The 23,497-nt window shown below is 29.9% G+C and carries 24 protein-coding genes; 13 read left to right on the forward strand and 11 right to left on the reverse strand.

All coding sequences use genetic code 11. From position 1 onward, the window contains the following. Window positions 1–36 precede the first annotated feature (36 nt). Together ACSIGC_RS00800 and ACSIGC_RS00805 are read left to right on the forward strand one after the other, a co-directional pair. On the forward strand, window positions 37–2,220 hold the full coding sequence (locus tag ACSIGC_RS00800) for a RecQ family ATP-dependent DNA helicase (RefSeq protein WP_442266284.1): 2,184 nt from the start codon (window positions 37–39) through the stop codon (window positions 2,218–2,220). A 15-nt stretch (window positions 2,221–2,235) separates the two neighbouring features. Beyond that, on the forward strand, window positions 2,236–2,826 hold the full coding sequence (locus ACSIGC_RS00805; protein WP_442266285.1) for a YdeI/OmpD-associated family protein: 591 nt from the start codon (window positions 2,236–2,238) through the stop codon (window positions 2,824–2,826). Between the two features lie 2 nt (window positions 2,827–2,828). On the opposite strand, the gene ACSIGC_RS00810 is transcribed toward ACSIGC_RS00805, so the two are convergent. From ACSIGC_RS00810 to ACSIGC_RS00830, 5 genes are all read right to left on the reverse strand, one after another. Beyond that, on the reverse strand, window positions 2,829–3,188 hold the full coding sequence (locus ACSIGC_RS00810; protein WP_442266286.1) for a DUF4258 domain-containing protein: 360 nt from the start codon (window positions 3,186–3,188) through the stop codon (window positions 2,829–2,831). 156 nt (window positions 3,189–3,344) lie between these two features. Beyond that, window positions 3,345–4,058 (reverse strand): DUF6733 family protein, encoded by a 714-nt coding sequence (locus tag ACSIGC_RS00815; protein ID WP_442266287.1) that lies wholly within the window; start codon window positions 4,056–4,058, stop codon window positions 3,345–3,347. A gap of 19 nt (window positions 4,059–4,077) precedes the next feature. Continuing rightward, the gene (locus ACSIGC_RS00820) at window positions 4,078–4,836 is read right to left on the reverse strand and encodes an enoyl-CoA hydratase-related protein (protein WP_442266288.1); all 759 of its coding nucleotides are present in this window, start codon (window positions 4,834–4,836) and stop codon (window positions 4,078–4,080) included. Between the two features lie 21 nt (window positions 4,837–4,857). Then, window positions 4,858–6,171: a hypothetical protein gene (locus ACSIGC_RS00825; RefSeq protein WP_442266289.1), complete on the reverse strand. Its 1,314-nt coding sequence runs from the start codon at window positions 6,169–6,171 to the stop codon at window positions 4,858–4,860. A gap of 6 nt (window positions 6,172–6,177) precedes the next feature. After that, window positions 6,178–7,809, reverse strand: a complete 1,632-nt coding sequence (locus tag ACSIGC_RS00830; RefSeq protein ID WP_442266290.1) for an AMP-binding protein — start codon at window positions 7,807–7,809, stop codon at window positions 6,178–6,180. Between the two features lie 164 nt (window positions 7,810–7,973). On the opposite strand from ACSIGC_RS00830, the gene ACSIGC_RS00835 reads away from it, so the two are divergent. Together ACSIGC_RS00835 and ACSIGC_RS00840 are read left to right on the forward strand one after the other, a co-directional pair. After that, window positions 7,974–8,699: a response regulator gene (locus ACSIGC_RS00835; RefSeq protein WP_442266291.1), complete on the forward strand. Its 726-nt coding sequence runs from the start codon at window positions 7,974–7,976 to the stop codon at window positions 8,697–8,699. 85 nt (window positions 8,700–8,784) lie between these two features. Continuing rightward, on the forward strand, window positions 8,785–10,173 hold the full coding sequence (locus tag ACSIGC_RS00840) for an ATP-binding protein (RefSeq protein WP_442266292.1): 1,389 nt from the start codon (window positions 8,785–8,787) through the stop codon (window positions 10,171–10,173). Here ACSIGC_RS00840 and ACSIGC_RS00845 read toward each other — a convergent pair. Genes ACSIGC_RS00845 through ACSIGC_RS00855 form a run of 3 tightly spaced genes read right to left on the reverse strand, consistent with a single transcriptional unit; the run spans window position 10,154 to window position 13,313 of the window. Next, window positions 10,154–11,350 (reverse strand): alanine dehydrogenase, encoded by a 1,197-nt coding sequence (locus ACSIGC_RS00845; protein ID WP_442266293.1) that lies wholly within the window; start codon window positions 11,348–11,350, stop codon window positions 10,154–10,156. The genes ACSIGC_RS00840 and ACSIGC_RS00845 overlap by 20 nt on opposite strands. Window positions 11,351–11,354: 4 nt before the next feature. Then, on the reverse strand, window positions 11,355–11,762 hold the full coding sequence (tsaE, locus tag ACSIGC_RS00850; protein WP_442266294.1) for a tRNA (adenosine(37)-N6)-threonylcarbamoyltransferase complex ATPase subunit type 1 TsaE: 408 nt from the start codon (window positions 11,760–11,762) through the stop codon (window positions 11,355–11,357). A gap of 3 nt (window positions 11,763–11,765) precedes the next feature. Continuing rightward, window positions 11,766–13,313, reverse strand: a complete 1,548-nt coding sequence (locus ACSIGC_RS00855; RefSeq protein ID WP_442266295.1) for a PglZ domain-containing protein — start codon at window positions 13,311–13,313, stop codon at window positions 11,766–11,768. A 166-nt stretch (window positions 13,314–13,479) separates the two neighbouring features. On the opposite strand from ACSIGC_RS00855, the gene ACSIGC_RS00860 reads away from it, so the two are divergent. The 9 genes from ACSIGC_RS00860 (at window position 13,480) to fabG (ending at window position 21,788) form a co-directional block, all read left to right on the forward strand. Next, window positions 13,480–14,718 carry an HD domain-containing protein gene (locus ACSIGC_RS00860; protein ID WP_442266296.1) on the forward strand — a complete coding sequence of 413 codons (1,239 nt, stop codon included), beginning with the start codon at window positions 13,480–13,482 and terminating at the stop codon, window positions 14,716–14,718. A 45-nt stretch (window positions 14,719–14,763) separates the two neighbouring features. After that, on the forward strand, window positions 14,764–15,804 hold the full coding sequence (gene lpxD, locus ACSIGC_RS00865) for a UDP-3-O-(3-hydroxymyristoyl)glucosamine N-acyltransferase (protein WP_442266297.1): 1,041 nt from the start codon (window positions 14,764–14,766) through the stop codon (window positions 15,802–15,804). Continuing rightward, window positions 15,797–17,188 (forward strand): bifunctional UDP-3-O-[3-hydroxymyristoyl] N-acetylglucosamine deacetylase/3-hydroxyacyl-ACP dehydratase, encoded by a 1,392-nt coding sequence (locus tag ACSIGC_RS00870; protein ID WP_299679259.1) that lies wholly within the window; start codon window positions 15,797–15,799, stop codon window positions 17,186–17,188. Before lpxD ends, ACSIGC_RS00870 begins: the two co-directional genes overlap by 8 nt. Window position 17,189: 1 nt before the next feature. Further along, window positions 17,190–17,975, forward strand: a complete 786-nt coding sequence (lpxA, locus tag ACSIGC_RS00875; RefSeq protein ID WP_442266298.1) for an acyl-ACP--UDP-N-acetylglucosamine O-acyltransferase — start codon at window positions 17,190–17,192, stop codon at window positions 17,973–17,975. Between the two features lie 11 nt (window positions 17,976–17,986). Beyond that, window positions 17,987–18,553 (forward strand): elongation factor P, encoded by a 567-nt coding sequence (efp, locus tag ACSIGC_RS00880; RefSeq protein ID WP_442266299.1) that lies wholly within the window; start codon window positions 17,987–17,989, stop codon window positions 18,551–18,553. 38 nt (window positions 18,554–18,591) lie between these two features. Beyond that, window positions 18,592–19,512, forward strand: a complete 921-nt coding sequence (locus tag ACSIGC_RS00885; RefSeq protein WP_442266300.1) for a UDP-3-O-(3-hydroxymyristoyl)glucosamine N-acyltransferase — start codon at window positions 18,592–18,594, stop codon at window positions 19,510–19,512. A gap of 69 nt (window positions 19,513–19,581) precedes the next feature. Then, window positions 19,582–20,457 (forward strand): succinate--CoA ligase subunit alpha, encoded by an 876-nt coding sequence (sucD, locus tag ACSIGC_RS00890; RefSeq protein ID WP_442266301.1) that lies wholly within the window; start codon window positions 19,582–19,584, stop codon window positions 20,455–20,457. Between the two features lie 140 nt (window positions 20,458–20,597). Continuing rightward, window positions 20,598–20,786, forward strand: coding sequence for a hypothetical protein (locus ACSIGC_RS00895; protein WP_442266302.1), 189 nt, complete (start codon window positions 20,598–20,600; stop codon window positions 20,784–20,786). Between the two features lie 255 nt (window positions 20,787–21,041). Then, a complete protein-coding gene (gene fabG / locus ACSIGC_RS00900) occupies window positions 21,042–21,788 on the forward strand; it encodes a 3-oxoacyl-[acyl-carrier-protein] reductase (protein ID WP_442266303.1) in 747 nt (248 codons plus the stop codon). A gap of 60 nt (window positions 21,789–21,848) precedes the next feature. Here fabG and ACSIGC_RS00905 read toward each other — a convergent pair whose 3' ends face one another. Genes ACSIGC_RS00905 through ACSIGC_RS00915 form a run of 3 tightly spaced genes read right to left on the reverse strand, consistent with a single transcriptional unit; the run spans window position 21,849 to window position 23,411 of the window. Then, the gene (locus ACSIGC_RS00905) at window positions 21,849–22,334 is read right to left on the reverse strand and encodes a CAP domain-containing protein (RefSeq protein ID WP_442266304.1); all 486 of its coding nucleotides are present in this window, start codon (window positions 22,332–22,334) and stop codon (window positions 21,849–21,851) included. 19 nt (window positions 22,335–22,353) lie between these two features. Next, on the reverse strand, window positions 22,354–22,791 hold the full coding sequence (locus ACSIGC_RS00910) for a DUF4268 domain-containing protein (RefSeq protein WP_442266305.1): 438 nt from the start codon (window positions 22,789–22,791) through the stop codon (window positions 22,354–22,356). A 38-nt stretch (window positions 22,792–22,829) separates the two neighbouring features. Next, a complete protein-coding gene (locus ACSIGC_RS00915) occupies window positions 22,830–23,411 on the reverse strand; it encodes a tRNA-(ms[2]io[6]A)-hydroxylase (RefSeq protein WP_442266306.1) in 582 nt (193 codons plus the stop codon). Window positions 23,412–23,497: the final 86 nt, after the last annotated feature.

The raw sequence follows: 23,497 nt of genomic DNA on the forward strand, positions 1-23,497 counted from the left end.
AATTTTTAATTTTGGCTTTCTGGGAACATTATGAGAATGAATTTATACGATGCTTTAAAAAAGTTTTTTGGTTTTAATCAATTCAAAGGACTTCAAGAAGATGTAGTTAAAAGCATACTGAACGACCAAAATACGTTTGTAATTATGCCAACAGGTGGTGGAAAATCACTTTGTTATCAACTACCAGCCTTAATGAAAGAAGGTACAGCAATTGTGGTTTCACCACTAATTGCTTTAATGAAGAATCAAGTTGATGCTATACGAGGAATATCTGAAACCCACGGAATAGCTCATGTTTTAAACTCTTCGTTGAATAAATCTGAGATAAATCAGGTGAAACAAGATATTATGGATGGCGTTACAAAATTGTTGTACGTTGCACCTGAATCTTTGATTAAAGAGGAATATGTAGATTTCCTAAAATCACAGAAAATATCTTTTGTAGCGATTGATGAAGCACACTGTATTTCTGAATGGGGTCATGATTTTAGACCTGAATACAGAAACCTTAGAGCAATTATCAAACAGATAGATAACGTTCCTGTTATCGGTTTAACTGCAACAGCTACAGAAAAGGTACAAGAAGATATCTTAAAAACTTTAGGAATGACTGATGCTAATATTTACAAAGCATCATTTAACAGAGCTAATTTATTCTATGAAGTTCGTCCTAAAACAAAAGATATTGAAAAGGATATCATTCGTTTTGTAAAACAAAAAGAAGGACAGTCTGGTATTGTATATTGTTTAAGTAGAAAAAAGGTAGAAGAAATTGCTCAAGTTTTACAAGTAAACGGTATTAATGCTTTACCATATCATGCAGGTTTTGATGCAAAAACCAGAGCAAAACATCAAGATATGTTCCTAATGGAAGATTGTGATGTAGTTGTTGCTACAATTGCATTTGGTATGGGAATTGACAAGCCAGATGTTCGTTTTGTAATTCACCATGATATTCCTAAAAGTTTAGAAAGTTATTACCAAGAAACAGGTAGAGCAGGAAGAGATGGAGGAGAAGGTCACTGCTTAACATTCTATTCTTATAAAGATATAGAGAAATTAGAGAAGTTTATGGCAAATAAACCTGTTGCAGAGCAAGAGGTTGGACATGCTTTATTACAAGAAGTTGTAGGTTATGCTGAAACTTCAATGAATAGACGTAAATACTTGTTACATTATTTCGGTGAAGAGTTTGACGAAATAAATGGAGAAGGAGCTGATATGGATGATAACATGAAAAATCCTAAGAAAAAACATGAAGCCCAAGAACAAGTTTGTACTGTTTTAAAAGTAGTAAAGGATACTAATGAAATGTATAAGGCTAAAGAAGTTGTGAATACAATAATAGGAAAAGAAAATGCCTTATTAAAATCTCATAAAACTACAGAGCAACCATTTTTTGGAATAGGTAAAGAGAAAGATGGTAATTATTGGATGGCTTTAATTCGACAAATGTTAGTTGCTGATCTTATTAAAAAAGAAATAGAGCAATATGGTGTTGTGAAGTTAACCAAAGCAGGAAAAGTATATTTAGAAACCCCATCTTCATTTATGATGACAGAAGATCATGTTTATAATGATACTGATGATGGATCTATAATTACGAATACTAAATCAAGTGCTGTTGGGTTAGATGATAAGTTGATTAGTATGCTTAAGGATTTAAGAAAGCAAGTAGGTAAGAAATTAGGTGTTCCTCCTTTTGCAGTTTTCCAAGATCCTTCTATTAATGATATGGCTTTAAAATACCCTATAACTTTAGAGGAGTTATCTACAGTTCATGGAGTAGGTGAAGGTAAAGCTAAGAAATACGGTAAAGATTTTATCAAATTAATCGGACAATACGTTACTGATAATGATATTACTAGACCAGATGATTTAGTGGTAAAAAGTACAGGAGTAAACTCTGGTTTAAAGCTTTATATTATTCAAAATACCGATCGTAAATTACCTTTAGAGGATATTGCAAAATCGAAAGGTTTAGAAATGAATGAGCTAATTAAAGAAATGGAAGCTATTGTATTTTCAGGAACTAAATTGAATATTGATTATGCAATTGAAGATTTATTAGACGAAGATCAGCAAGAAGAAATACATGAGTATTTTATGGAGGCTGATACAGATAAAATTCAAGATGCTTTAGATGAATTTGATGGTGATTATGACGATGAAGAATTACGTTTAATGAGAATTAAGTTTACTAGTGATGTCGCTAACTAGAATTTAAGAAATTTAATGAACGAAAGAGTTACAGCATATATATTAACTTCAGAAAAATGGACGCAAGAATTAAACCTTTTGCGTTCTTTTTTATTAGAATTAGATCTAGAAGAAGCTATCAAATGGGGAGCACCAGCATATTTGTATAAAGGGAAGAATATTATTGGTATTGCTAGATTTAAAAATTATTTCGGATTATGGTTTCATCAAGGAGTTTTCATTAACGATAGATATAAAGTTTTGATGAATGCTCAGGACGGAAAAACGAAAGCTATGCGTCAATGGCGTTTTACTTCTATAGAAGAAATAGATAAAGTAAAAATTGTAGATTACGTTTTACAGGCTATAAAAAATGTTGATGAAGGCAAAGAACTTAAGCCTAAAAGAAATACAAAACCATTAGAAATTCCTGAATTACTGATAAGCGAATTAAATAAGAGCGAAGATTTAATGATTAATTTTAAATCCTTTTCGTTAAGTAAACAAAGAGAATTTACAGAATATTTAAGTTCTGCTAAAAGAGAATCTACACAAGTAAGTCGATTACAAAAAATAATTCCTATGATTATGAAAAACATAGGATTAAATGATAAGTATAAAAAATAAAATTATTTTAGAATTATTTTATCAATAGTTGCAGTACTATCACAACGTATTACATATAAATCTAAATTTTTACTAGTTACGTAATATTCTGCACAAGGTCTTAAACGAGGTTTACTCTTTCCAAAATCAACATCGCCTGTTTTCAAAATAATAGAAACTTGAGCAGTATCTATATTGTTTGATAGCATTACAGACTTTGCATTATCTGAAAATAATCTTTTTTTGGTTCTAATACTTTTTAAAGTTCTTGCATCCATTCCATAATCAAAAGAAACTTTTTTGTTTTTCCAAAAGAAAGAAACAGCTAAAGTTCCTAAAGCCACACCGATTAAGTAAAACCCTATTCTTTTAAGTAATTGCATTGTTAAAATTTACATGTCAAAAATATTAATATATAAGCAGATGAAATAATTTTTTTAAACATATATTTTTTAATTGATAAGAAGAAACCTTAAGTATTTAAGGTTTCTTCTAAATTACCAAAACATAAGTTTTAGTAATTCCCCCAATTTAATATTTTATAAAGGGATAAAAGCTTGAATTTTATAAAATTCATCAGCATTTAAATTGTCATTAGAAATATTTGGTCCGAATGCAAAACGAAACCAAACTCCATTGTTAAGCGTTGCTTTTACATAACCACCTAAAAACTGATATAAAGTTTTAGTGTCTCCATTATCAACTCTAGTTTGTCCTAAATGCTCATAAAATCCTCCAAAAGAAAAAGAATCGCTCACTTTAAAACCAGGAATTACCCAGTTCAACATTAAATCTTGCGAGCTTCCTTCGCCACGTAAACTCATGTAATACGCATGATAAGTTTCAAATTCAAATCTTCCTGAATTGTATACAGCAAAGACACTAGGAATTAAACTTTCTGCAATTTTAGTTCCAGCAGTTTGAGATAATAACTTTCCATGTCCGAAACCTAAACTAGGATTTACAAATAGTTTACCGTCTTTAGAAGCAAAACCTAAACCGACACCAGTTTCTAGAAATAAATCTTTTCCTTGATTGCCAAAAGAAGGATTTACCCAAAAAACACTATAAAAAGTTAATTTTGTTCTTGGTTTAAGTTCATATGAACCTAAGAATACATTATTAAAACCAGCTCCACTATTGTGAATAGGCATAATGGCAAAAGAAGTTTTCGATTTTTTTTCTTCTTCTTGAGCAAAAATGGAAGTGATTGATAAACATAAAATTGTGATAAAAATGATTGATTTTTTCATGATAAATTGAGGTTAAATATTAATTAAAATTTGGAGTTCTTTTTTCTAAAAAGGCGCTCATACCTTCGGTTTGATTTTGAGTATGAAATAAAGAGTGGAATAACTTTCTCTCGAATACAATTCCGTCTTTTAAACTACTCTCTAAAGCTTGATTTGTAGCTTCTTTTGCTGCTTTTAATGCTGTTTTAGAATAAGAAGCGATCAAGTGTGCTTTTTCAATAATTTGCTTTGTAAAATTCTCCTGAGGCAGAACTTGAGTTATGAGTCCGATTTTCTCTGCTTCTTCGGCGTTAATTGTCTTTCCGGTTAAAATGATTTCCATGGCTTTAGATTTTCCAACGAGTTTTGTTAATCGTTGAGTTCCGCCAATTCCTGGAATAACTCCTAGTTTAATTTCAGGCTGACCAAATTGTGCGTTTTCAGAAGCGTAAATAATATCACACATCATGGCAAGTTCACATCCGCCACCAAAAGCATAACCATTTACCGCAGCGATTATAGGAGTTTTAATACGTGAAAAAATTTCCCAATACCCAAAATAATCTTCATTAAACATTGCTGTGAAATCTTTTTCAGCCATTTCTTTAATGTCAGCTCCAGCACAAAAAGCTTTTTCATTTCCTGTAATTATGATGCAGCCAATTTTCGGAGATTTATCGTATTCTAATAATCCAGAAATTAGTTCATGCATAAGTTCTGAATTCAGTGCATTAAGTGCTTTAGGACGGTTTAATTTGGCAATAACGATCCTATCTATTTTTTCAAATAGTACATTCATAAGTAATAAGTTTTGTGATTATTAAGAGTCCCAAATAGCTCCGTAAGCTGGAATTCCTCTGTATTCCATATTATGAACTACTTTTTGCGTTAAACTCTGATTAGAAATACAGATTACAGCTTCAGCATTAAAATCTTTATAGGCCTTATAAGCAAGTTTTACCAAATCAGGTTTTCCATGTTCATCTGTGTTCCAGATAATAGCATTAGGTTGTACATTTTTAATTTCATTAACTAATGCTTCTCCATATGTTTTTTCAGGAGATCGAGTAGACCAAATTAAAACTGAAGGAGTTTCATTGAGTAATAAATGTGGTAAACACGGACCAATACCGCTTCCGGTAGCAACCCAAATTACTTTTTTGAATAATTTATCTACATTTCCAACGCCTGCTGTAGGAATTCCTTTCACCCAAATTTTATCAGGTTTTTCTGAAATGAATTTTCCAGTCCAATCTCCAGCTCTAGAAATAGTTAAGCGGAAACCAGTTTTATCGGGAGCAGGAACATTTGCAAATGAATGCCATTCTAATAACGGATTTCTGCTCAATGCTGTAGATGAACCAGCAAAAGGTGTAACTCCGTAATCGAAGCTAGTTAAGGCAACGTGATTAGAAGGACTATCGATATTGATATTTACTTTTTTTAAACGTAACCACGGAATTATTACACTTGCGGTTAGAACAATTAAAATCCAAAAATCTAATTTATTCCACAAAGGAATTGAAGGAGATTCTAGTCGTACAAATAATAACATTTGAACCCAGAATAATATTAAAACTGACCAGCCACCAATTCTGTGAGTAATTTCGAACTGATTGTGATATTTGGCTCTCATTTTTGGCAAAGCCATAACTACAATAGTAACTAATAATACCAAGATGAATGTGGTAATAATTACTATAGGATTATTGATTTGATATACATTGTTAGATAAACTCTTATAAATCCCCCAAACAAACACAAAGTACCATAAAGTTCCCATAGTTGCACTAGAGCTGTGTAAACCGCCAAAATGATATACTTTGGCACATTTTCTTCGAATAAACAAAGGCCAATGTTTTGGAACACTTGTAGCTATTGTAAATAAAAGATTTATTACATACTGTTGTCGAATTAATATCGCGAGTGTAAAATTGAAAAGAATTACTCTAGAAATCTTATAAATAGCTATGCTTTCTGGATTAAACCAATTCCATGAAATTAATCCTTTGTAAAAAACGATAAAGTTTATTAACGTGATTAAAATAAATAATCGTTTGTAGGGAATAAGCAAAGGATGTTTTCCTAATCGATATAGAAAACTCTTTTTTGGTGGTAAAATTATCGTATTCATGATTGCTTATTTTAAGTAGGAAGTTCTAATTTTACGTTTGTCTATTTTACCTCTAGAAGTCTTCGGAAGTTCATTTAAAAACTTAAATTCACTTGGTACATAATAATAAGGTAAATCTCTTTCTATAGCTTCAATTATATGGTTCAAAAGAGTTTCAGTAGCTTTTTGATCAGTCAAACTAATAAAAGAAACCAAATGATTTTTATGTTTCAAAGTAACTGCTCGTTTAACTTCATTAAAGTTTTCGATGATTTTAGTTATAGCATCAAGTTCTACACGAAAACCTTTAATTTTTACTTGATCGTCAATTCTTCCATAATGAATTAATTCTCCATTTTCATCCCATCTTCCTAAATCACCAGTATTGAACATCATATTCTCTCCTTTCAAAAAAATATCTTTAGCATATCGAGTTTTATTTAGTTTGTCGTTATTGATGTATCCTTTAGTAACACAATCGCCACCAGCCCACATTACGCCAACATCGCCAATTTTTATTGGGTTTTTATCATTGTCTAATACATAAACGGTGTTATTTGGTGTTGGTTTTCCAATAGAAAGTTCATAACTGTTTGGAACACATTTTTTCATGGTATTCACAATAGTAGTTTCCGTTGGTCCGCAACAATTGTAAAAATCACATTTCTTAGACCAAGTATTAGCTAAAATTACAGGACAAGGTTCTCCTGCCACCGCAACAGTTTTAATTTCATGACATTGTTCTGCATCTATAGTGGTAAGAATAGTAGGAGTAGCAATAATAACATTGGCTTGTTTAGCGGTTTCTTCAATATCTTTTCCACGGATTAGTAAAGTTCCACCATTTCCTAAACAGCCTAAAACTTCCCAAGCAGCCATATCAAAAGAGATATTTAAAATTTGAGCAACCTTTATTCCAGGAGAAATACCAAGATTACCTGGAGCATTATATAGAATATTACATAAGTTTTTATGTGTTACTTCTACACCGTTTGGAGTTCCTGTTGTTCCAGAAGTAAATAAAATGAAACAAGAATTGTTAGTGTCATCATTCACATGATGAATTAATCTGATATTTCCATATAGGTTCTTATAGATATCTTTCTCTAACTCTATATCTATTTTAATTAGATTGTCGTTTTTGAAAAAGTCTAACTTTTCAGAATAATCCGATTGCGTTAAAATGATTTTAATATCACTAAGTTTAGTGATTTCACTGAGCATGTTTTTAGGAACTATTCTTGGATCTTGGGGAACATATACAGCTCTTAATTTTAAAACAGCTATAATTCCAATTAACATTTCTAAAGAACGATGTGTATACAAACCTACTTTATCACCTCTTTTTATGCCTTTTTGTTTTAAGATTAAAGCAAGTATTGTAGCTTCATCATCAAGTTGCTTGTATGTAATACTTAAATTTTGAAAAGTTGCGGCAATATTACCAGGTGTTTTTGATACCCAATATTCAAAAGCATGAATAACATTTTTGTATGGAGTATCGATTGTTGGAGCTATTCCATATTCAATAAATAAGTTTTGATCTTCTGATGATAGATGTTTAATTTCCTTTAAATTAATCTGTTTTCGTTGTAGATTGATTTTTTCTTTTAAAATCAAAGAGAAGTTATTATCATCATTGATAATTGATTTTTTCATGATCTATTTTAATAAAGGTTAATACTAAAATTGAAGAACTGCAGTTCAATTTTACAAGAACAAATAACTTTTTAAAGTATCACAGAAGTATCACAGAAGTATAAAATATATGTAACATTTTAATTTTTTTATATTAGCGCAACCCCGAATAAATCTACTCTCAAATGAAAAAAATATTAATTATAGATGATGATAAGTCAGTTTCAAATCTTTTAAAAATTAACATTTTAAATCATGGTTATGTCGCAGAATTAGCTTTTGATGGAACTCAAGGACTCGATTTGGCAATAACTAATGAATATGCTTTAATTCTTTTAGATATTACTTTACCTAAACTCGATGGAATTGAAGTTTGTAAAAGAATTCGTCAAAAAAAAGAAGTTCCAATTATCATGCTTACAGGAAAAACTGATGAACTAGATAAAGTTTTAAGTCTTGAATTTGGAGCAGATGATTATGTGACCAAACCATTTGGAATTAGAGAGTTAATGGCTAGAATTAAAGCTGTTTTAAGACGATACGAATACAATTTTAATTTAGATATTAATAAGACTTTGGTTTTTGATGATTTATCTATTAATATTCCTAAACGAATAGTTTATAAAAAGAATTCTAGAATTAATCTTTCTCCAAAAGAGTTTGATTTATTGACTTTATTCGCAAATAATCCTGGTAAAATTTATAGTAGGTCCACTCTTTTACAGCTTGTGTGGGGATATAACTTTAAAGGATATACGCATACTGTAAATTCACATATAAATAGATTAAGAAGTAAACTCGAGTATGATATGACTAATCCTAAATATATTCTAACAGAGTGGGGAGTTGGTTATAAGTTTAATGAATCATTAACATCCTATTTAGATGAGCAAATACCGATCATTGTCTAATAGATTTATTGTTAAATTAAGTATTTCTTTTCTACTTATAATTTTAATAATTGGTATAATTTATATATCGATAACGTTCTTTTTATTGAATCGATTTTATAGTCAAACAACACAACGTTTAAATGCTAATGTAGCAAATCATTTAATTGAAGAAAAATTTAAAAATACAGCACCTTTTTTAGAAAATGGAGATGTTAATGTTGAGTTATTTGACGATGTAATGCACGATATGATGGCTGTGAATAGGGCCATTGAAGTGTATTTGTTAGATATTGAAGGAGTAGTACTGCATTCAGTGGTTTTAGATCATTCAGATGAGTTTGAACCTATAAAAAAAGTAGATTTGATTCCTATTCGAGAGTTTATTAAAAATAAAAATGAATATATTTTAGGAGATGATCCTAAAAATACTTCTGAAAGAAAAATATTTTCAGCAGCATCATTTAATAATAATGGAAAGCAAGGCTATATATATGTTTTACTTGCTAGTCATGATTTTGAACAGATTTGTACTAGCTTATTTAAATCTTATTTTTCTAAATTAACTATCACTACAATATGTATAACTACATTTTTATCTTTAGTAGTAGGTTTTTTAAGTATATTTTTCATTTCAAAAAGTTTACTGATTATAATTCATCATGTGAATAATTTTAAAGAAGGGAATTTACAAAGTAGAATACCAGAGGCTTCTACTACAAATTTGTCAATTTTAGCAACAACTTTTAATGAAATGGCAGATACTATTGCTTACCATATAGAAGAGATAAAATCAATTAATAATTTTAAAAAAGAACTAATAGCAAATATTTCGCATGATCTTAGAACTCCACTTACAATTATAAGGGGATATGCAGAAACTTTAAGTGGAAATGAAATAAAAATGACAAAAGAAAATAGACAGGATTTTTTAAAAATTATAGAGAAAAGTACTTTCATCTTGTCAGATTTAGTTAATCAGTTATATGAATACTCTAATTTAGATGCAAAAGAATTACAATTAAACAAAACGAAATTTAATTTACCTAAATTAATAAATGAGATTGTTATGCGTTATGGGATGATATCTGAAAATAAAGAAATTTCGATAAAAGTTATATGTAAATTAGATGAAAATCAATTTGTGTTTGGAGATAAATTATTAATTGAAAGAGTTATTCAAAACATTTTAGATAATGCATTAAAATTCACTCCCCAAAAAGGTTGTATAACTTTATCTTTAGAAACAAAATTAGATAAAATAATCGTTAGTATAAAAGATTCAGGTTTAGGAATAACAAAGACCGAACTTGATTCTGTTTTAGACAGGTGGTATACTTCAGGAAATACAATTGAAAGTAGAGGTTTAGGTTTAGCTATTTCAAAAAAAATTATTGAATTGCATGGTACACATCTTATGATTTTCTCAGAAGGAAAAAATAAAGGATCAGAATTTATGTTTTCGCTACCGAATACTACAAAATTAATAAATTAATATCTCTAAAAGGAATATCGAACCAATCACCAACAGTTTTATTTGTTAGAATTCCATGATAAAAATACATACCATTTCGTAAGCTTTTATCGAACCTAGCAGCATTTTCAAAACCACCTTCTTCAGCAATGTTTAATAAGTAAGGAGTTAAAATATTACTAATAGAAACGGAAGCTGTTCTTGCATATCTAGATGGAATATTAGGAACACAATAATGAATAACGTCATGTTCTCTAAACGTAGGTTTACTGTGTGTGGTAACCCTAGAAGTTTCAAAACAACCACCTCTATCGATACAAACATCAACAATAACTGCGCCTATTTTCATTTGTTCTATCATGGTTTCAGTAACAATGATAGGAGATCTATCAACTCCTCTGATTGCACCTATGGCAACATCACAGCGCATTAATGCTTTTAATAAAGACTTTGGTTGAACAGTAGATGTATAAATAGGTCCAGGAATGGCTTCTTGTAATTTTCTTAATTTAGTAATTGAATTATCAAAAACTTTTATACGAGCACCTAAACCAAAGGCAGTACTAGCAGCATATTTACCTACAGTTCCAGCTCCTAAAATGACTACATCTGTTGGTGGAACACCACTTATATTACCTAATAATAAACCATTTCCTCCATTTGCAGAAGACATTAATTCTGCTGCTATATGCATAGATGATATACCTGCAATTTCACTTAACGATTTTAAAACAGGATATACACCATCTTCGTCCTTTATATAATCATATGCTATAGCAGTAATTCTCTTTTTTGCTAAAGCTTCGAAGTATTTTTTATCTTGAGTTTTTAATTGTAATGCAGAAATTAAAAATGATTGTGGATTCATTAATTTAATTTCATCTAATGTGGGTGGTTCAACTTTGACTACCAAATTACAAGCAAAAACTTCTTTTATATCATAAGATATCTTAGCACCAGCCTCAGAATATTCTCTGTCAGTATAATTAGTGCCTTCTCCAGCGTTATTTTCAACAACAACTCTATGACCATGTGCTACTAAAGCGGCAACAGCGTCAGGTGTTAAACTTATTCTTTTTTCCTCTAATCTGGTTTCTTTAGGTAATCCTATAAATAACTCGCCTTTTTGCTTCTTAATTTCTAGCATTTCAGGTTGAGGAAGTAGCTGCTCTTTAGTAAATGGTGTGATAGAACTCATTAATTTAGTTAAGTTGAATGTTTCTTAGATTATTGTCGGCTAAAGTGATTGTTACTTCACTAGCATTTAAAGGTAATAAATTTTTAATATTATTAGGCCATTCGATTAAACACCAATGACCTGAATCAAAATATTCTTCTATACCAATATCTAAGGCTTCTTCTTCATGGTTTATTCTATAAAAATCAAAATGATAAATGATGTCATCTGTTGTTGTGTGATATTCATTTACTAAAGAAAAAGTAGGTGAGCTGATAATATCATTACTTCCTAAAACTCTACAGATTTCTTTAATAAGTGTAGTTTTTCCAACCCCCATTTCACCGTTAAAAAGTAAAATTTTATGTTTTGAATTGCTAATTAATTCTTTAGCAATCATTTCAATTTCTTCTAACGAATAATTTTTATTCATAAATTATTTAGAATTATATATAGCGCAAGGTATAATAATTTCTTCTAATGAAATACCTCCGTGTTGATATGTATTTCTATAATATTTTACAAAATGATTAAAGTTGTTTGGATATGCAAAAAACAAATCTTCTTTTGTAAAAATAAAAGGACTATTTATAGATACACTTGGTAGATAAATATCTTTAGGATTCTTTACTTCATAAACATCTTTATTTTCATAACTTAAACTTCTACCTGTTTTATATCTTAAGTTAGAACTGATATTTTTATCTCCAATTACTTTTGTTGGTGTATTACAGTTAATTGTTCCATGATCTGTAGTGATAATTAGTTTTTGGCCCAATTCTCTTGCTTTCTGGATAATAGAAAGTAAAGGAGAGTTTTTAAACCAACTAACAGTTAAAGATCTGTATGCTTTATCATCACCAACTAATTCTTTTATTACTTCCATTTCAGTTTTAGCATGAGAAAGCATATCAACGAAATTATATACTACAACAGTTAGGTCATTATTTTTTGTGGCATTATAATTCTCTTCTAAATCTTTTCCGTTTTTAAGAGAAGTAATCTTAAAATATTCGTGTTTAATATTTAAGTTTAATCGCTTGATTTGTTCGGTTAAAAATTCATTTTCAAATAAATTTTTTCCACCTTCATCTGTATCGTTTTTCCAATAATTAGGATGTCTTTTTTCCATTTCAGAAGGCATAAGTCCAGAGAAAATAGCATTACGTGCATATTGTGTTGCAGTAGGTAGTATACTAAAATAAGAGTGTTCAGTTTCTTTTCTATAGAAGTTGTTAATGTGAGGTTCTAACACTCTAAACTGATCATATCTTAAATTATCAATTACCACAACAAGTAAACCTTGTTCTTTACTTAAATTAGGAACAATAAGATCTTTAAACAGTGTATGCGACATGGTTGGTTTGTCGTCACTAGTTAACCAATCTTCGTAATTCTTTTTAATGAATTTAAAAAAATGAGTATTTGCTTCAGATTTTTGACTTTCTAAGATTTCTAATAGGTTAGAGTCATCTATGTTTTCTAATTCTAATTCCCAGTGAATTAGTCTTTTATATAGATCGATCCACTCTTGATAAGAATTTACCATAGATAAATCCATAGATATTTTTCTAAACTCTTGCTGATAATTTAAAGTTGTTTTCTCCGTAACTAATCTAGAATGATCTAAATTCTTTTTTAAGCTCAATAATATTTGGTTCGGATTAACAGGTTTTATCAAGTAATCGGCAATTTTAGAACCAATAGCTTCTTCCATTATATATTCTTCCTCACTTTTAGTAATCATAACCACCGGAAGATTAGCTCTTTTTTGCTTAATTAGATTTAATGCATCTAAACCAGAAATTCCTGGCATATTTTCATCTAAAAAAACGATATCAAAATTCATATCATCTACTAAATCAACAGCATCAGTTCCATTCGTACATGTAGTAACTTTATAATTCTTTTTCTCTAAGAATAATATATGAGGTTTTAATAAATCTATTTCGTCATCTACCCAAAGGATATCAATTTTTCTCATAAGATTAATTTATTATCAAAGAACGATCAAATTAAATCTTTAGTACCGCATAAAAAAATAAATAACTCTTAAAATTTTAGATATTTATGTTTTTGTTGTTCGTAAATAAGCATTGTTTATATTTACATACTTTTGTTCAACACATAAAAAAAGAAAACACAACATATTGAGTAAGTCTAAAACTAACAAACTAAAAATACTTAACGATCCTATTTACGGATTAGTTTCTATCCCCAATTCCTTAATTTTTGATATTATCGAACATCGATATTTCCAAAGATTAAGGCGAATTACTCAAATGGGACTTACAAATTTAGTTTATCCAGGTGCTAATCATACACGATTTCATCATGCAATTGGGTGTATGCACTTAATGCAAAAAGCAATTCAAGCATTAAGATCTAAGAATATTGAAATTTCTGAAGATGAAGCAGTGGCTTTATGCATCGCTATTTTATTACATGATATAGGTCATGGAGCTTTTTCTCATGCTTTAGAATATAGTATTGTAAATGAAATAACTCATGAAGAGATTTCGTTACTTTTCATGAAAGCATTAAATAAAGAATTTAAAGGAAAATTAAGTTTAGCTATAGAGATTTTTGAAGGTAAATACGAAAGAACCTTTTTTCATCAATTAATATCAAGTCAGTTAGATATTGATAGATTAGATTATTTACAACGAGATAGCTTTTATACAGGAGTTGCAGAAGGAAATATTTCTTCTGATCGATTGATAGCTATGATGAATGTAAAAAATGATGAACTTGTTATAGAAGAAAAAGGAATTTATTCTGTAGAGAAATTTTTAATTGCTAGAAGATTAATGTATTGGCAAGTTTATCTTCATAAAACGTCTTTATCTGCGGAAACATTATTAGTAAAGATTTTGCAAAGAGCAAAAACTATAACTAAAGAAGGGAAAGATTTACCAGCGAATAGCGCTTTAGATTATTTCTTAAAAACACCAATCAATAAAGAAAACTTTAATATTGAAACTTTAGAAATGTTTGCTAAACTTGATGATTATGATGTCTTGTCAGCAATAAAAGAGTGGTGCGATAATGATGATTTTGTGCTTTCTAAACTATCACAAATGTTAGTAAATAGAAAGTTGCTGAAATTAGATTTACAGAGTAAACCTTTTTCAGAAAAATATAAAAATAAAGTTCAAGCTAAAGTAAAGAAGAAGTTAGGTGATCGAGAAAGTGATTTATCTTGTTTCGTTTTTGAAGATACGGTTTCAAATCAAGCTTACAATAAATCTATTCCGATTAAAATACTAACAAAAAAAGGAAAGCTAAAAGATATAGCTAAAGCTTCAGACAATTTAAATATAGAAACATTAGCTGTTCCTGTAGTTAAATACTTTTATTGTTATCCAAAGAATTTTGCTTTGATCTAGATCAACAGATTAAAACTAAACAAAAAATAATTACTTTTGCACCTAATGGAGTTTACAGCAAAACAGATCGCAGATATTTTACAAGGTGAGATTGAAGGAAATACGGAGGAGACAGTATTTGAACTTGCGAAAATTGAAGAAGCTCAAAAGGGTTCTTTAACCTTTTTAGCTAATCCAAAGTACGAACCATATATATACACTACATCAGCTTCAATAGCTATTGTTAGTGAAAAATTTATAGCAGAAAAGCATGTTTCATCTACTTTAATTAGAGTAAGTGATCCATATAAATCATTTTCAACATTATTAGAATATTACAATCAAGTAAAAAATAATAAAGTTGGTAGAGAAAATCCTATTTACGTTTCAAGTTCTGCCTCTATAGGTAGCAATGAGTATATAGGTGCATTTGTGTATATCGGAGAGAATGTAACTATTGGTAATAATGTGAAAATTTATCCTAATAGTTACATAGGGGATAACGTAAAAATTGGTGATGATTCAACAATTTTTTCAGGAGTAAAAATTTATTCTGAATCTGTGATCGGAAAAGGTTGTAAAATTCACTCAGGAACTGTTGTTGGTTCAGATGGTTTTGGATTTACACCAGATGAAAATGGTATATACAAAGCAGTTCCACAAATTGGGAACGTAATAATAGAAAATTATGTAGACATAGGAGCTAATTGTACTATAGACAGAGCTACTTTAGGATCTACAATTATAAAATCAGGAGTGAAACTAGATAACCAAATACAAGTTGCTCACAATGTAGAAATTGGTGAAAATACTGTAATTGCTTCTCAATCAGGAGTTGCAGGTTCTACAAAAATAGGTGAAAACTGTATGATTGGTGGTCAAGTTGGGATTGTAGGGCATATTACCATTGGCAATAATGTTAAGATCCAAGCACAATCTGGTATTGGAAGAAATTTAAAAGACGGAGATGTAGTACAAGGATCACCTGCAATAGGGTATTCAGACTTTAATAAGTCATATGTTTATTTTAAAAATTTACCAAAAATAGTATCAACCGTAAATAAACTAGAAAAAGAGTACAAGGCTCAACAAAACCAAAATGAGTAAACAACAAAGAACTATAGAAAATGAAGTTACTTTATCTGGTGTAGGATTACACACAGGAAATGAAGTAACTATGACCTTTAAACCAGCGCCAACCAATCATGGTTTCGCTTTTAAAAGAGTAGATTTAGAAGGTCAACCTATAATTGAAGCTAAAGCAGAGTATGTTATCGATACCCAAAGAGGTACTAACATGGAAAAAAATGGTGTTCAAATCAATACTTCTGAACATGTACTTGCAGCAGCAGTGGGATTAGATATTGATAATCTTTTAATTGAAATAAATGCTTCTGAACCACCTATTATGGATGGTTCTTCTAAGTTTTTTATTGAAGCGCTTGAAGAAGCAGGAATAGTAGATCAAGATGCTGAAATAGAAGAGTATGTAGTAAAAGAAATTATTTCATATAAAGATGAAAGTACTGGAAGCGAGATTATTCTAATGCCTTCAGATGAGTATCAAGTGACTACAATGGTAGATTTTGGTACTAAGGTTTTAGGAACACAAAACGCTACTTTAGATCATATTCAAGATTTTAAAGAGGAAATTTCTTCAGCTAGAACATTCAGTTTCTTACATGAAATAGAAATGCTTTTAGAACACAATTTAATCAAAGGAGGAGATTTAAACAATGCAATTGTTTATGTTGATAAAGAACTTTCTGAAAGTACTACAGAAAAACTTAAACAAGCATTCAATAAAGATGATATTAAAATCAAGCCTAATGGAATTTTAGATAATTTAGAATTACGCTGGGCAAATGAAGCTGCAAGACATAAATTACTAGATGTTATTGGAGATTTGGCTCTTGTAGGTACTAGAATTAGAGGTAAAGTTATCGCTAACAAACCAGGTCATTTAGTTAATACTACTTTTGCTAAGAAACTAGCAAAAATCATTAAGAAGGAAAAAAGAAATAATGTTCCTACTTATGATTTAAACCAGCCACCTTTAATGGATATTCATCAGATTATGGATATTCTTCCGCATAGACCTCCATTCTTATTAGTTGATAGAATATTAGAGTTGTCAGATAAGCATGTAGTTGGAATGAAAAATGTAACTATGAATGAAGATTTCTTCGTAGGACATTTTCCAGGAGCTCCAGTTATGCCAGGAGTTCTTCAGGTAGAAGCTATGGCTCAAGCTGGTGGGGTTTTAGTATTAAGTACTGTGCCAGATCCTGAAAATTACTTAACTTATTTTATGAAAATAGATAAAGTTAAATTTAAACAAAAAGTATTACCTGGAGATACATTAATCTTCAAAAGTGAATTAATAACGCCAATTCGTAGAGGTATTGCACATATGCAAGCTTATGCTTATGCCAATGGAAAACTTGTTGCAGAAGCAGAATTAATGGCACAAATTTCTAAAGCAAAATAATATGAATCAACCATTAGCTTACGTTCACCCCCAAGCTAAAATAGCAAGAAATGTAGTTATTGAACCTTTTTCAACCATACATGCAAATGTAGAAATTGGTTCTGGTACATGGATTGGTTCTAACGTAACAATAATGGAAGGTGCACGCATAGGAAAAAACTGTAGAATTTTTCCTGGAGCTGTAGTTTCCGCTATACCACAAGATTTAAAGTTTAACGATGAAGAAACTGTTGTTATAATTGGAGACAATGTAACTATTAGAGAATGTGTAACTATAAATAGAGGTACTTCAGATCGTTTAAAAACTGTAATTGGTGATAATTGCCTTATTATGGCATACTGTCATATAGCTCACGACTGTATAGTGGGAAATAATTGTATCTTCTCAAATAACTCAACTTTAGCTGGTCACGTTACCATTGGAGATAATGTTGTATTAGCAGGTATGGTTGCAGTTCATCAATTTGCTTCCGTAGGAAACCATGCTTTTGTTACTGGGGGTTCTTTAGTAAGAAAAGATGTGCCACCTTATGTTAAATCAGCACGTGAACCATTATCTTATGTAGGTATTAATTCTATTGGTTTAAGAAGAAGAGGATACACTACAGAAAAAATTAGAGAAATTCAAGATATTTATAGAATTCTATTTCAAAAGAATTACAATAATTCACAGGCAATAGAGATTATTGAAGCAGAAATGGAAGCTACTTCTGAAAGAGATGAAATAATTCAGTTTATTAAAGATTCTCATAGAGGTATAATGAAAGGATATTATAAAACAAATTAATATAAAAAACAATGGCAACAACTTCAGATATTAAAAAAGGATTATGCATAAAATATAATCATGATATATTTAAAATTATAGAATTCTTACACGTAAAACCAGGTAAAGGTCCTGCTTTTGTTAGAACTAAATTAAAAAGTGTTACTTCAGGAAAAGTAATTGATAATACTTTCTCTGCTGGACATAAAATAGAAGATGTTCGTGTAGAAACTCATAAATTTCAATATTTATATGCTGAAGGAGATGATTTACATTTCATGAATACAGAAGACTATAACCAAATTACTTTACAAAGAAAAGTAGTTGATGGTTCTGAATTTATGAAAGAAGGTGAAGTAGTTACAATTTTAATTAATACAGAAGACGGATTACCTTTATCTGTAGAGATGCCTTCTCACGTAATATTAGAAGTAACTCACACTGAACCAGGAGTAAAAGGAAATACAGCAACAAATGCAACTAAACCTGCAACAGTAGAAACAGGAGCTAGAGTTAATGTACCTTTATTTATTAATGAAGGAGATAAAATTAAAATCGATACTGAAAAAGGCGTATATTCAGAAAGAATCAAAGAGTAAAAAAATTTGATCCCGCTTAATTGCGGGATTTTTTTCATATGAAATTTAAAACTGTTCAAACTTTACAGCAGATAGCAAATCTGTTAGAAGTATCTTTTGTTGGAGATCCTAATTTTGAAATTATAGGATTAAATGAAATTCATGTTGTTCAAAAAGGAGAAATTGTTTTTGTTGATCATCCAAAATATTATGATAAGGCTTTAACTTCTGAAGCTACCACAATTTTAATTAATAAAGAAGTTGAATGTCCTGAAGGTAAATCACTACTAATTTCAGATGATCCTTTTAGAGATTTTAATAAGCTCACAAAACATTTTAACCCTTTTATTGCATCTAAACAAAGTATTTCTGATTCTGCTGTTATAGGTGAAGGAACTATTATTCAACCCAATGTTTTTATTGGAGAAGGGGTTATTATAGGTAAAAACTGTATTATTCATGCTAATGTTACAATTAATAATAATTGTGTGATAGGTGATAATGTAAATATTTATTCGAATACTGTATTAGGTAGTAATGCTTTCTATTATAAGAAAAGACCAGAAGGTTTTGATCCTTTAGTTTCTGGAGGTAGAGTTGTAATTGAAAATAATGTAGATTTAGGTGCTTCTTGTACAATAGATAGAGGTGTTACTGGTGATACTACTGTAGGAGAAGGAACTAAAATTGATAATCAAGTTCATGTTGGTCACGATACAATTATAGGCAAAAAGTGTCTTATTGCTGCTCAAACCGGAATTGCAGGTTGTACTGTAATTGGTGATGAAGTAACAATTTGGGGACAAGTAGGTGTTGTTAGTGGTTTAAACATAGAGAAAGGTACAGTCTTAATGGCACAAACTGGAGTAATGAAGTCCTTGAAAAAAGGAGTTTATTTTGGTACGCCGCAAAGAGAGTACCGTCAAACTATGAGAGAAATTATACATTTAAAAAACGAAGTAAATAAAGCAAAAAAGTAACCATAATTTAATTGGTTATCCTCAATTAAAAAACTATTTTTGCTAGACTTAAAAATTAAAAATAAACCAATGAGCGTTTTAGTAAATAAAGATTCAAAGATTATAGTACAAGGTTTCACAGGAAGTGAAGGTACTTTTCATGCTGGTCAAATGATCGACTACGGAACAAATATTGTTGGAGGTGTTACTCCTGGTAAAGGAGGACAAGAGCACTTAGGTAAGCCTGTTTTTAATACTGTTGATGAAGCAGTAACTAAGGCTGGTGCAGATACTTCAATTATTTTTGTACCACCAGCATTTGCAGCTGATGCAATTATGGAATCTGCTGAAGCAGGAATTAAAGTAATTATTTGTATTACTGAAGGTATCCCAACTGCTGATATGGTAAAAGTTAAAGCTTATATCGACGCATTAGAAGATTGTACTTTAGTAGGACCTAACTGTCCAGGAGTTATCACTCCAGATGAAGCTAAAGTTGGTATTATGCCAGGGTTTATTTTCAAGAAAGGTAAAGTAGGTATTGTTTCTAAATCAGGAACTTTAACATACGAAGCTGCAGACCAAGTTGTAAAACAAGGTTACGGAATTACTACTGCTATTGGTATTGGTGGAGATCCAATTATTGGAACTACTACTAAAGAGGCTGTAGAATTATTAATGAATGATGATGAAACTGAAGCAATCGTAATGATTGGTGAAATTGGTGGACAATTAGAAGCTGAAGCTGCACGTTGGATTAAAGCTGACGGAAACAGAAAACCAGTTGTAGGTTTTATCGCTGGACAAACTGCTCCTGCTGGTAGAACAATGGGACATGCTGGTGCTATTGTAGGTGGTGCAGATGATACTGCACAAGCTAAAATGAAAATTTTAGCAGAGAATGGAGTACACGTTGTTGAATCTCCTGCTAAAATTGGAGAAATGGTAGCAAAAGTTTTAGCTTAATTTCAAATACATAAAAAATTTTAAAGCCGATGCTATGTTTATAGCATTGGCTTTTTTAATAAACCTTTCAACTTATTATTATAAATATTAATTTTTTTTTATATTGAGATAATATTAACCTATAATAAATATTTAAAAAAATGAAATTGAATCACATTAAAAATTTTGGAAAAGAATTAACAAGAAATCAATTAAGAGAAACTACTGGAGGTAGAACATGGTATTATCAATGTGCTGATGGTAGAAGTGGGCAAATTAGAAATGGAGGAGATACCCTTTCCGAAAATCCTTGTGGAAACGTAGATGGCGAAGCATGGTCAAGAGGATAATTTGTTAAAAATAATATTATAAAAAACCAATATTTACTAAATATTGGTTTTTTTAATTAAAAATGAAATCTATTGTTAATCAAGTTAAAAGAATTTATAAGTAAAATATACTTACTTATAAATTTGTCAAGCCCAAGAATTATTAAGTTTAATAATCAGTAATATTTAGTTTTAAAACGCAGTAAAATCCTATTAAAAAGTAATCTTTTGCAGGATTTTTATTTTTATATTTGAATCCTGTAAAACAACTAATAAATGAAACTTTTAGAAAATAAAACAGCAATTGTTACTGGTGCTACAAGAGGTATTGGTAGAGGAATTGCTTTAGAATTTGCTAAGCAAGGAGCTAATGTAGCTTTCACATATAATTCTTCTGTTGATGCAGCTACAGCATTAGAAAATGAATTAAAAGAGTTAGGAGTAAACGCAAAAGGATATCAGTCAAATGCCGCTGAATTTGATGCAGCTCAAGAGTTAGCTAAAAATGTATTAGAAGAATTCGGAAGTATTGACGTATTAGTTAATAATGCTGGTATAACAAAAGATAACTTATTAATGCGTATTTCTGAAGATGATTTTGATAAAGTTATTGAAGTTAACTTAAAATCTGTTTTTAATTTAACAAAAGCTGTTATTCGTCCAATGATGAAGCAAAGAAAAGGCTCAATTATTAATATGAGTTCTGTAGTTGGATTAAAAGGTAACGCAGGACAAGCTAATTATGCAGCATCTAAAGCAGGTATTTTAGGGTTTTCTAAATCTGTAGCTTTGGAATTAGGATCTAGAAATATACGCAGTAACGTAGTTGCTCCTGGTTTTATTGAAACTGAAATGACTGCAAAATTAGATGAAAAAGTAGTTGAAGGTTGGAGAAATGAAATTCCTTTAAAAAGAGGTGGAACTCCTAAAGATATTGCTGATGCTTGTGTGTTTTTGGCCTCTGATATGAGCGCATATGTAACAGGGCAAACTTTATCAGTCGATGGAGGAATGTTAACCTAAAAAAGTTAATAGATATATAAAAAAAAGCAGTGAAATTAATTTCACTGCTTTTTTTGTCAATTACTTTTTTATAAAAATATTTGTATAGTACCAAGTCCCATTATCATTCTTCTTAGCAGTAAGATTAAAATGTGTAAAGTCTCCTTCAATATTTCTACGATGCCCATTACTATTAATCCATCCATTAACTAAAGATTGAGCATTACCATAGCCATATGCTACATTTTCAGCTATATTTTTTGCATCTACATTTTGCTGTAAATAATTACTTCGATCACTAAAATTATCATGAGAAATATCACCTTTACTAATCATGTAATCTGTATGTGCATCGGTTTGAGTTTTTATAATATCTAAAATTTCTAATGGACTTAAACCGTTATCAATTCTATGTTTGTTTAGTAAGTTTAAAATTTGTGTTTCGTATTCAATTTCATTTGTTGGATTTTCGAGGTTTTGATCTCTAGTATCAACGTTTTCTTCGTTAAAACTACAAGAAAAAAATGCTAAACAACAAATAAAGAATAGAGTTTTAATTAATTTCATAAGGAGATAATAAAGATTATTAAATGGCTTGTTTTATAAAATCTTCGTACTCATAATAAAACATTTCGAACTGAGTCATAGTTTCTACAAAAAACTCATAACAATCACGCCAGGTATTTTTATTATGGATACTAAATTTCTTTTCATGTAAAACGTATATTCTGTGAATATATTTTCCGTTTTCTAATTGAAAAGCGTTGTCAAAAATAACTTCAGGTAAATATTCTGATTCTAATATTTTTCGTAACGATAATAGCTGATCGTATAACAACTCATTAGCAACTTCTTCAGGATGTTCAAAATCTAAACAGACAAAAGCTTTTTTTCGATCAGCTTGAAATTTAAATGCAAATCCTTTGATTTTTGTATTGTACAATACCCATTTTCTTGGAAACGATTTACCAAAGCTCGTCCAGAATTCTTTCCTAATTTTAGCTGATTCTTCTTTGCTAAACATCTATTATAGTTATCTAGGTTTTTAAGAATTGATTTATCTTATCCGTGAACTTTAGCAGAAATACCTCTGTTTTTCATCATAAGGGCTTCAAAAGCAAGTAAATCATTCCACTTCTGATCAACAATTTCTCGGTTCATATACTTTCTGGCATAGCCTAAAAATAAAGTGTAATGGTTTGCTTCAGAAATCATTAAGTCTTTATAGAATTCAGATAACTGTTCATCTTCCATATTGTCAGAAAAAACTTTAAAACGTTCACAACTTCTAGCTTCAATTAAAGCAGCTACTAATAGTCTGTGAACTAAAGCTTCTGTTCTATCAGGAGTTTTAGGGAAGAATCCTTGTAATTTTAAGGCATAATCATTTTTAGTTGCTTGGCCTAAGACCATTCCTCTGTCTACCATTAAATTATGTACCATTCTAAAATGTTCCATTTCTTCAATAGCAATATCACTCATATCTTTTACTAATGCTGTTTCTTCAGAGTAATTTATAATTATAGAAACTGCATTACTGGCGGCTTTTTGTTCTGCAAATGCATGATCGGTTAAAAGTTGTTGCAAACCATTTTTTGCAACATCTACCCAAGAAGTTTCCGTATCAAATTGTAATCCTAACATGTCTTCAAATACCGTTAACTAATTAAAACAGCAAATTTACGAATTCTAAAATCTATTTCACTGGTATTTTATTAACTTTGAATATC

This window comes from Tenacibaculum aquaeponti (assembly GCF_052084715.1).
In the GTDB taxonomy this organism is placed as follows: Bacteria; Bacteroidota; Bacteroidia; order Flavobacteriales; family Flavobacteriaceae; genus Polaribacter.